The 256-nt window shown below is 35.2% G+C and carries 1 protein-coding gene; it reads left to right on the forward strand.

Annotated elements, in window-relative coordinates; all coding sequences use genetic code 11:
• Nucleotides 1–155, forward strand: a 155-nt coding sequence (locus tag AOA60_RS34915) for a hypothetical protein (RefSeq protein WP_218240832.1), incomplete at its 5' end; no start/stop codon positions are given.
• Nucleotides 156–256 lie beyond the last annotated feature (101 nt).

Here is a 256-nt window from a genome sequence, read left to right on the forward strand (position 1 = left end):
ATTATAATAAGGAGCATGAAGCAAGGGGATATGTCATCTATACTATTAAATCTAATATGTTGAAGGTGAAGGAAATCATTTGGTTAGACCCTGAATCTAGGGATGGAATATGGAATTTCTTATCCAATCACGATTCTATGCTTCAAGAACTTTAAGTCACCGTTCCTGCTAATAGTGGAATGCCATTTATTTTGGCAGATCCAAAAGTTAAAAGAGAAATCACCTCTTACTTTATGGCTAGGATCGTTGATGTAAC

This window comes from Pseudomonas sp. 2822-17 (genome assembly GCF_002742485.1).
GTDB lineage: Bacteria > Pseudomonadota > Gammaproteobacteria > Pseudomonadales > Pseudomonadaceae > Aquipseudomonas > Aquipseudomonas cyclaminis.